General features: G+C 53.3%; 5 protein-coding genes and 1 pseudogene. 1 reads left to right on the forward strand and 5 read right to left on the reverse strand.

Annotated features, from left to right (window positions below; all coding sequences use genetic code 11):
• Positions 1–143: 143 nt before the first annotated feature.
• The 5 genes and pseudogenes from QZ506_RS09350 to metG form a co-directional block, all read right to left on the reverse strand.
• A pseudogene (locus QZ506_RS09350) lies at positions 144–242 on the reverse strand (IS1 family transposase); the annotation flags it as partial.
• A gap of 128 nt (positions 243–370) precedes the next feature.
• Entirely contained in the window at positions 371–1,009 is a 639-nt protein-coding gene (gene fdnI, locus QZ506_RS09355; RefSeq protein ID WP_291970592.1) for a formate dehydrogenase-N subunit gamma, read from the reverse strand.
• Positions 1,006–1,896, reverse strand: a complete 891-nt coding sequence (gene fdxH, locus QZ506_RS09360) for a formate dehydrogenase subunit beta (RefSeq protein WP_291970595.1) — start codon at positions 1,894–1,896, stop codon at positions 1,006–1,008. Before fdxH ends, fdnI begins: the two co-directional genes overlap by 4 nt.
• A gap of 11 nt (positions 1,897–1,907) precedes the next feature.
• The gene (gene fdnG / locus QZ506_RS09365) at positions 1,908–4,955 is read right to left on the reverse strand and encodes a formate dehydrogenase-N subunit alpha (RefSeq protein ID WP_291970596.1); all 3,048 of its coding nucleotides are present in this window, start codon (positions 4,953–4,955) and stop codon (positions 1,908–1,910) included.
• Positions 4,956–5,294: 339 nt separating this feature from the next.
• Positions 5,295–7,322, reverse strand: a complete 2,028-nt coding sequence (gene metG / locus QZ506_RS09370) for a methionine--tRNA ligase (RefSeq protein WP_291970598.1) — start codon at positions 7,320–7,322, stop codon at positions 5,295–5,297.
• Between the two features lie 226 nt (positions 7,323–7,548).
• On the opposite strand from metG, the gene apbC reads away from it, so the two are divergent.
• On the forward strand, positions 7,549–8,658 hold the full coding sequence (gene apbC, locus QZ506_RS09375; RefSeq protein WP_291970600.1) for an iron-sulfur cluster carrier protein ApbC: 1,110 nt from the start codon (positions 7,549–7,551) through the stop codon (positions 8,656–8,658).
• Positions 8,659–9,136: the final 478 nt, after the last annotated feature.

Genomic DNA, 9,136 nt, shown 5'->3' on the forward strand with positions numbered 1-9,136 from the left:
CCGTCGTTTCGCTGGGCTGCCAGCATAAAATCTATTTATTCAACAAAGCCAATTTTGTTTTGCCATGGAGACCTGATTTTGAAACAACTGTGGTGATCTGCTCCGATGATTACCCAAAAGTTCTATTTATTCAACAAAGCCGACTGACGACGGTAACGCTGATGGCCACTTTTGGCATAACCGTGTTTTTTCACAGGAGATGTCTGTTCACAAAACGGGCATCTTACATCAACTTTAGCCACTGTATTCCACATCCAAAACCGGACATTTCACACTGCAATCAACATATTGAATACACTACCCGCCTGCGTGGGAATGACATGCAAGATAAAAGAGGTTCCCACCTGCGCGGGAACGACGAGATTGAGATTTACTTTTTCTCTTCTTCTTCGTTAAGCACCTGACGCGCCCAACGTGGGTGGTGCTTACGCGCCCATTTGGCAGAAACTTTGCCTTCGATCATGCCCTTGATGGAACCACGTACCCAGAACGCCATGTACATATGAATCAGGATGGCGTGGATTAACACGATAGCTGCAGCCGCGTGAACCAGAATAGCGTAACGCACGATATCGATCGGGAACAGGTGGGAAAAGTAAGGCCGCCACATGATGATGCCGGTAATCAGCAACACCAGCGTCAACCCCATGATGCTCCAGAACATCATTTTCTGGCCCGGGTTGTATTTGCCCACATCCGCGACGTTATGTTCATTGCCTTTCAGAACCTCAACGATATTCAGGAACCAGGGAAGGTCGCGGCGTTTCGGAATATTATGGCTCACAAAACGGAAGAACATTGGCACCAAGCAAATGACGATCAAAATACCGAAGAACGGGTGCATGATGCGTCCCATCTGCGGCGTACCAAAGGTCTGCGTCAGCCATTGCAACGTTGGGAAAAACAGCGCAATCCCGGACAGCGCCACCAGGAAGAAGCTGATGACTACAATCCAGTGACAGATGCGGTCAACGAATTTAGTGCGCACAATCATTTTCTGCTTGCTCATTGCTTCTCCTCCTCGTCGTGGTCATGCTCCGTTTCTTCCGTGTTTGGTCCCACGCCAACATAGTGGAAAATCAAACCGGCAAAGGTAGCGACAAAGCCGAGCGTTGCCAGCGGTTTGAGGATACCTTTCCACAAGTTGACCGGGGTAGAGATCTGCGGATTGTCGGGCAGATTGTTGTAGAGCGACGGTTTATCAGCATGGTGCAGCACGTACATGACGTGAGTACCGCCCACCCCTTCTGGATCGTACAGACCCGCGTTGTTATAACCGCGTTTTTTCAGATGCGTGATGCGCTCTTCAGCCAGCAGCTTCATATCTTCCTTGGTTCCGAAATGAATGGCACCGGTCGGACAGGTTTTCACACAGGCTGGTTCCTGAACCGTGCTAACGCGATCCACACACAGGGTGCATTTATACACCCTGTTATCGTCTTTATTGAGCCGCGGAACGTTGAACGGGCAGCCAGCGATACAGTAACCGCAGCCGATGCAGTGCTCGGACTGGAAGTCGACTATGCCGTTCGCATACTGAATGATGGCACCGGCAGACGGACACGCTTTCAAACAGCCCGGATCGCTACAGTGCATGCAGCCATCTTTACGGATTAGCCACTCCAGACGATCGGCGCTTTCCACTTCGGAAAAGCGCACCACCGTCCAGGATTTGGCGCTCAGATCCATCGGGTTATCATACACCCCGTGGTTATGGCCCACTTCGTCACGGATGTCGTTCCACTCGGAGCAGGCTGCCTGACAGGCTTTACAGCCGATACAGGTGGTGACGTCAATCAGTTTGGCCACTTCACTTTTATCGTTTCTCACGTGCGGTGGCGGTGTCAGAATACTGGTAGCCGAACATTGAATAATATCTTGAGATTGCATTGACATAGCGCGCTACCTTACACCTTTTCCACATTCACCAAAAACGCCTTGAACTCTGGCGTTTGCGAGTTAGCGTCACCGACGCTGGGCGTGAGGGTATTTGCCAGGAAGCCTTTGCGCGTGGTGCCTTCAAAGCCCCAGTGACAAGGTATCCCGACGGTCTCAATCGCTTTACCGGCGACGGTCAAGGTCTTTATACGTTTGGTGACCACCGCTTTGGCTTTGATGTAGCCGCGCTGACAGGAAACCTTCACCTCATCCCCCGCTTTGATCCCTCTGCTCTGCGCCAGTTTTTCGCCAATTTCCACAAACTGCTCGGGTTGGATAATGGCGTTAATACGCGCATGCTTGGTCCAGTGACGGAACAGCTCGGTAATGGAGTAGGTGGTAGCGACATAAGGGAAATCGCTCGCCTTGCCCATGGTTTTTGCATCGCGGGCAAACAGTCGTGCCGCCGGGCTGGATACCACGGACGGGTGCAACGGATTGGTGTCGAGCGGAGTTTCCACCGGTTCGTAGTGTTCCGGGAACGGGCCATCGACCAGTTTATCTACCGAGAACAGACGCGCCACGCCTTCCGGCAACATGATAAACGGCATCGCGTCTTTGCCTGGCGGTACGGTAGAGGCGAAATCAGGCACATCGATGCCTTGCCATTTCTGGCCGTTCCACTCCAGCAGCTTGCGCTTGCTGTCCCACGGTTTTCCTTGAAGGTCAGCGGAGGCGCGGTTGTACAGGATGCGGCGGTTTTGCGGCCAGCACCAGGCCCAGCCCGGCGTTGCCCCCAGCCCGGCATCGCTGTTGTCGCGGTTCGCCATCTGGTTGCCTTTTTCCGTCCAGCTACCGGCGTAAATCCAGCAGAAGCTGGATGTGGTGCCGTCGTCGCGCAACTGCGAGAAGTCTGCCAGTTGCTGGCCTTTTTTCAGGATCAGCGCGCCCTTGTCGTCATAAATATCCGCCAGCGCCATACCGTTACTTTCGCGCGCAATTTCTTCCGGCGTTGGGTCTTCCAGGTCCTGATAGTTCCAGTTGATGTTCATCAACGGTTCAGGGCATACGCCGCCTTCTTCGCGATACAGTTCGCGCAGGCGCATCAGCAGTTTGCCGAGGATCTTCCCGTCGTGCAGCGCCTCTGCCGGGGGCTCTGCCGCTGCACAGTGCCATTGCAACCAACGGCCGGAGTTGGCGATGGAGCCGTTTTCTTCCGCGAAGCAACTGGAAGGCAAACGGAACACTTCAGTCTGGATGGAGGCACTATCGACATCGTTAAATTCGCCGTGGTTCTGCCAGAAGGTGGAGGTCTCGGTCGCAAGCGGATCGATAACTACCATGTACTTCAATTTGGAGAGCGCTTCCGTCGCTTTGTTCTTGTTGGAGAACGCCGCCAGCGGGTTGAAGCCTTGCACGATATAGCCGTGCATCTTACCTTCAACCATCAACTCGGTTTGCACCATCACGTCGTAGCTGCGATCCCACTTCGGTAGCCATTCATAGCCCCACTGATTGTCTGCTTGCGCGTGGTCGCCATAGAAGCTCTTCATCATGCTGATAAAGAATTTTGGCGTATTCTTCCAGTAGTTGACTTGGTCCGGCAGCAGTGCATCCGGCGTGATCTGCTTGAGGTAGGTTTTCAGGTCAGCTTGCTTTTCCGACGGCAGAGGCATGTAGCCCGGCAGGTTAAGGCTGAGCAGCCCCAGGTCGGTATAGCCCTGAATATTGGAGTGACCGCGCAGGGCGTTGACGCCGCCACCGGCCATGCCGATGTTGCCAAGCAGCAACTGGATCATGGCTGCGGCCCGGATAATCTGTGCGCCGCTGGTGTGGTGTGTCCAACCCAGCGCGTACATGAAGGTCGCTGTTTTATCGGGAACGCTGGTTTCTGCCAGAGAGCGGCAGATCTCTTCGTAATGATGCGCAGGCGTACCGCACAGTGAAACCACCATTTCAGGCGTGTAGCGAGCAACATGCGCTTTCAGCAGGTTCCAAACACAGCGCGGGTGTGTCAGCGTCATATCGCGTTTGGCAAAGCCGTTGGCGTCCAGTTCGTAGTTCCAACTGGTCTTGTCGTACTGGCTGGCATCCGCATTATAGCCGCTGAACAGGCCTTCATCGAACCCGAAGTCCTCGCGCACGATCAGGCTGGCGCTGGTGTAAGACTTCACATATTCGTGATGAATTTTATCATGGGTGATCAGGTAGTTGATAATCCCCAGCAGGAACGCAGCATCGGAACCTGCCCGGATCGGGGCATAGAGGTCGGCTACGGCGGCGGAGCGGTTAAAGCGCGGGTCAACCACGATCAGTTTGGCGTCGTTATGGGTTTTCGCTTCGACCGCCCATTTAAAACCAACCGGGTGGGCTTCTGCGGCGTTACCGCCCATCACGATAATCAGGTTGGCGTTTTTGATATCCACCCAGTTATTGGTCATGGCACCGCGACCAAACGTGGGCGCGAGTGCGGCAACGGTCGGGCCATGGCACAGGCGTGCCTGGCAGTCGATAGCGATCATACCCAGTGAGCGGGCAAATTTCTGATCGAGGATACCGGTTTCATTGCTGGCGGCAGAAGAGCAGAGCATGCCGGTGGTCAACCAACGGTTAACTACAGTGCCCTTGGCGTTGAAGCGTTCAAAGTTGGCATCACGGTCTGCCTTCATCAGGCGTGCAATACGATCAATGGCATCATCCCAGCTAATGCGCTGCCATTTGTTGGAGCCTGGCGCGCGATACTCGGGATGCTTCAAACGTCCTTCGCTGTGGATGTAGTCAACCAGCCCTGCGCCTTTCGGACACAGCGAGCCACGGCTGACCGGATGATCCGGATCCCCCTCGATATGGTAAATGGCAGGTTTAGCGTTTTTCGCGCCATCACCTAGGCTGTACATCAACACACCGCACCCGACGGAGCAGTAGGTGCAGTTGTTACGCGTTTCCTTGGCGCGCAGTAATTTGTACTGACGCACCGATGCCATTGCTTCTGTGGGGGCAAAGCACAGTGCTGTGAGGGTGGTGCCAGCCATCCCTCCTGCACAAACTTTAAAGAAACCTCTTCGATTGATTTGCATTAGTTTCCCTATGTGATTGTTTGTTTCTTGTTGCAGGCAATTTAACAACACTCACGATAGGGGTTTTGCGCGAAATCAAAATTTAAGTATTTAAAACACCTTTTTATTCCTTTAACGGTATGTTTTTATGGCGATATATAATTAATTATATATCGTTTGGTTTCAGTTTTGTAATCTAATGGTTGTTTTTTCGCTGTAAAAATAGCCAAAGTGACAAAAAATCGCCGTACAAAAAAGACACAATTGAGCAACAGGAAATGGGGGGGAATGCTACGTCTGTGAGATGTTTTGCCGCAAATAAAGGGCGATAAAAAAGCCGTCCGGAGACGGTTTGATGGATTATTTCACTTGCATTCCCGGCTGAGCACCGCTATCCGGGCTGAGCAGGAAAACATCCTTGCCGCCAGGGCCTGCGGCCATCACCATACCTTTCGACACGCCGAATCGCATTTTACTTGGGGCCAGGTTGGCGACCATGATGGTCAAACGGCCTTCCAGCGCTTTCGGATCGGGGTAAGCCGTGCGGATGCCGGAGAAAATCTGGCGCGTTTCACCGCCGAGATCCAGTGTCAATCGCAGCAGCTTGTCAGAGCCCTCCACGAAATCTGCCTGTTTGATCAGCGCAATGCGCATATCCACTTTGGCAAAATCGTCAAAAGAGATGGTGTCCTGAATGTGATCGCCAGCCAGCGGACCGGTCACGACCTTCTTGGCACTCATGTCCTCTTTGGAAGCATCAACCATCGCATTGACCTTGTCGAGATCGATACGGTTGAACAACGCTTTGAACGCTTTCACGTCGTGACTCAGCAGCGGTTGTGCTACCGCATCCCAGGTCAACGTAGTGTTGAGGAACGCTTCGGCGCACTCGGCCAGCGACGGCAATACCGGTTTCAGGTAGGTCATCAGCACGCGGAACAGGTTGATGCCCATGGAGCAAATCGCCTGCAAATCCGCATCGCGGCCTTCTTCTTTTGCCACTACCCACGGGGCTTGTTCGTCCACATAGCGGTTGGCGATGTCGGCCAGCGCCATGATCTCGCGGATGGCTTTGCCGGATTCGCGGTTGGCGTAGGCTTCGGCAATACTGTCAGCCGCATTGGCGAAGGTGGTATAAAGCTCGGCATAATCCAAGGTTTCCGCCAGTTTTCCGCCAAAACGCTTATTGATGAAACCGGCATTACGTGACGCGAGGTTAACCACTTTGTTAACGATATCGGCATTCACGCGCTGCACGAAATCTTCCAGATTGAGGTCGATATCGTCAATGCGTGACGACATCTTGGCCGCGTAGTAATAACGCAGGCAATCGGCATCCAGATGTTGCAGATAGGTCTCGGCCTTGATAAAGGTGCCGCGCGATTTGGACATCTTGGCACCGTTTACCGTCACATAGCCGTGCACAAACAGGTTGGTCGGCTTACGGAAACCGCTACCTTCTAACATGGCAGGCCAGAACAGGCTATGGAAATAGACGATATCTTTGCCGATGAAATGGTACAGCTCAGCACTGCTCTCTTTACGCCAGAACTCATCAAAATCGATATCACCGCGTTTGTCGCACAGGTTTTTAAACGACCCCATGTAACCGATCGGCGCATCCAGCCAGACGTAGAAATATTTGCCCGGGGCATCCGGCACTTCGAAACCGAAGTAGGGCGCATCGCGGGTGATATCCCACTGTTGCAGGCCGGCATCAAACCACTCTTGCATCTTGTTGGCGACCTGCTCCTGCAACGCACCGGAACGCGTCCAGGCTTGCAGCATTTCGCTGAATGCGGGCAAATCAAAGAAGAAGTGCTCCGACTCGCGCATCACCGGTGTCGCACCGGAAACCGCCGATTTCGGGTCGATCAGTTCCGTCGGGCTATAAGTCGCGCCGCACACTTCGCAGTTGTCACCATACTGATCGGCCGCTTTACATTTCGGGCAGGTGCCTTTGACGAAACGGTCAGGCAAGAACATGCCTTTTTCCGGATCGTAGAGCTGAGAAATGGTGCGGTTCTTGATAAAACCGTTCTCTTTCAAACGACCATAGATAAGACCGGACAACCCCCGGTTCTCTTCACTGTGGGTGGAGTGATAATTGTCGTAGCTAATCTGAAAGCCAGCGAAATCCCGCCGATGTTCCTGACTCACGTCCGCAATCATCTGCTCCGGTGCCACACCCATCTGCTGTGCTTTCAACATGATTGGCGTACCGTGGGCGTCATCCGCACAGATAAAGTGAACCTGGTGACCGCGCATTCGCTGATAACGGACCCAGATATCAGCCTGGATATGCTCCAGCATGTGGCCGAGGTGGATTGATCCGTTAGCATAAGGCAACGCGCAGGTTACCAATATTTTCTTAGCGACTTGAGTCATAGTAGGGAACTTACTTTCTTTCATTATGACGAGAGGGAATCCCGATGTTAACCGATAGGCCCTTGTGGCGTAAACCTCTGTAAGCGGAAAACCCTGTCAAACGCGGACAATGCGGCGTTCTCGTTTCCCGGGGCGATTTTTTCACTGAGGTCAACGATCGTGGCGGGGCATTCTGTTATGCTGTGGCTGTTTTTCCACAAAATAATGAGAACGATAAGGAACCGGGATGAACGCAACAATCCCTGAGCAGACCCCCGATACGCTGAAGGCACTGGTGACCGGTGTCCTCTCCACGTTTAAGTACCCGACGCTGAAAAATAACCTGACAACGCTCAATGCCTTGAATCACTGTGCTTTGCTGAATGAGGTGCTGCGCATCGAACTGGTGATGCCATTTGCCTGGTTGAGTGGGTTGGACGTATTAAAAGAAACCGTCAGCCCAGAGTTGATGCGTTTAACCGGCGCCAAGGATGTGGAATGGCGCCTGACACACAGTATTGCCACGCTGCGCCGTGTTAACAATCAGGCGGGTGTCAAAGGTGTTAAAAACATTATTGCCGTTAGCTCTGGCAAGGGGGGCGTAGGGAAATCCAGCACCGCGGTGAACATGGCGTTGGCGCTGGCCGCAGAGGGAGCGTCGGTGGGTATTCTCGATGCCGACATCTATGGCCCTTCCATTCCGACCATGTTAGGCACTGCCAGCGAGCGCCCGACCTCTCCGGATGGTCAGCACATGGCACCGATCATGGCTTATGGTCTGGCAACCAACTCTATCGGTTATCTGGTGACGGATGATAATGCGATGGTGTGGCGTGGCCCGATGGCGAGTAAAGCGCTGTTGCAACTGCTGCAAGATACGCTCTGGCCGGATATCGATTATCTGGTGTTAGATATGCCTCCGGGCACCGGGGATATCCAGTTGACGCTGGCGCAAAATGTGCCAGTGACGGGCGCAGTGGTGGTGACGACGCCGCAAGATATCGCGTTGGTGGATGCCATGAAGGGCATCACCATGTTCGAGAAAGTCAGCGTACCGGTGTTGGGTATCGTCGAGAACATGAGCGTGCATATTTGCAGCAACTGTGGTCATCTGGAGCCGATTTTTGGCACCGGCGGCGCGCAGAAACTGGCGGAGAAATACAACTGTGCCCTGTTGGGGCAACTGCCGCTGCATATCTCTCTGCGTGAGGATCTCGATCGCGGTGAACCCACCGTTGCCAGCAAGCCAGACAGCGAGTTCACCTCACTGTATCGCGAACTGGCCGGACAGGTGGCTGCACAGCTTTACTGGCAGGGTGAAGTCGTTCCGACCGAGATTTCGTTCCGCACGGTGTAACCGATTTTATGCATGGTCAATAGGGTTCCCGCATTGGCGGGAACTGCCTTTAGATCAACCCGCATGTCCACCTGGCGGATTCTCGTGTTGATGTGCTACGCGCACATTATCAGCGTTTCCGGCGTTATGTCGGGACTTCTACAGCTCATTTAAACCAAGAGCCAATCAAAACGCGCTGTGAGTATCTCAGGTGCGATACCTTTGATAGATTTTCGATCCAACGAGCCGACTGATGTTGAGGGATAGCGCGATGACGATAATCTTAAGATGGCTCATTTTCACACTGCCAGTTGCCACTCTCCTAGCATGTGCGCCTTATAATTACGAGGCGCATCAGAACAAAATCTATGGTCACCCCCATTTTTGCAACACTGATTTTTGACTAATGGTGGGCTTGCTTCAATCTATCCGGCGTCTCTGTGGGCGAGATGCCCGCGCCTCGATGAGTTCCGCGCCTGGTGAACCTGAAAAGGCCCTC

Source organism: Candidatus Symbiopectobacterium sp. (genome assembly GCF_020054415.1).
In the GTDB taxonomy this organism is placed as follows: Bacteria; Pseudomonadota; Gammaproteobacteria; order Enterobacterales; family Enterobacteriaceae; genus Symbiopectobacterium.

Excerpts from the sequence above, each read along its gene's own strand:
- fdnI (WP_291970592.1), bottom strand. The coding sequence starts at position 1,009 with ATGAGCAAGCAGAAAATGATTGTGCGCACTAAATTCGTTGACCGCATC.
- fdxH (WP_291970595.1), bottom strand. The coding sequence starts at position 1,896 with ATGTCAATGCAATCTCAAGATATTATTCAATGTTCGGCTACCAGTATT.
- fdnG (WP_291970596.1), bottom strand. The coding sequence starts at position 4,955 with ATGCAAATCAATCGAAGAGGTTTCTTTAAAGTTTGTGCAGGAGGGATG.
- metG (WP_291970598.1), bottom strand. The coding sequence starts at position 7,322 with ATGACTCAAGTCGCTAAGAAAATATTGGTAACCTGCGCGTTGCCTTAT.
- apbC (WP_291970600.1), top strand. The coding sequence starts at position 7,549 with ATGAACGCAACAATCCCTGAGCAGACCCCCGATACGCTGAAGGCACTG.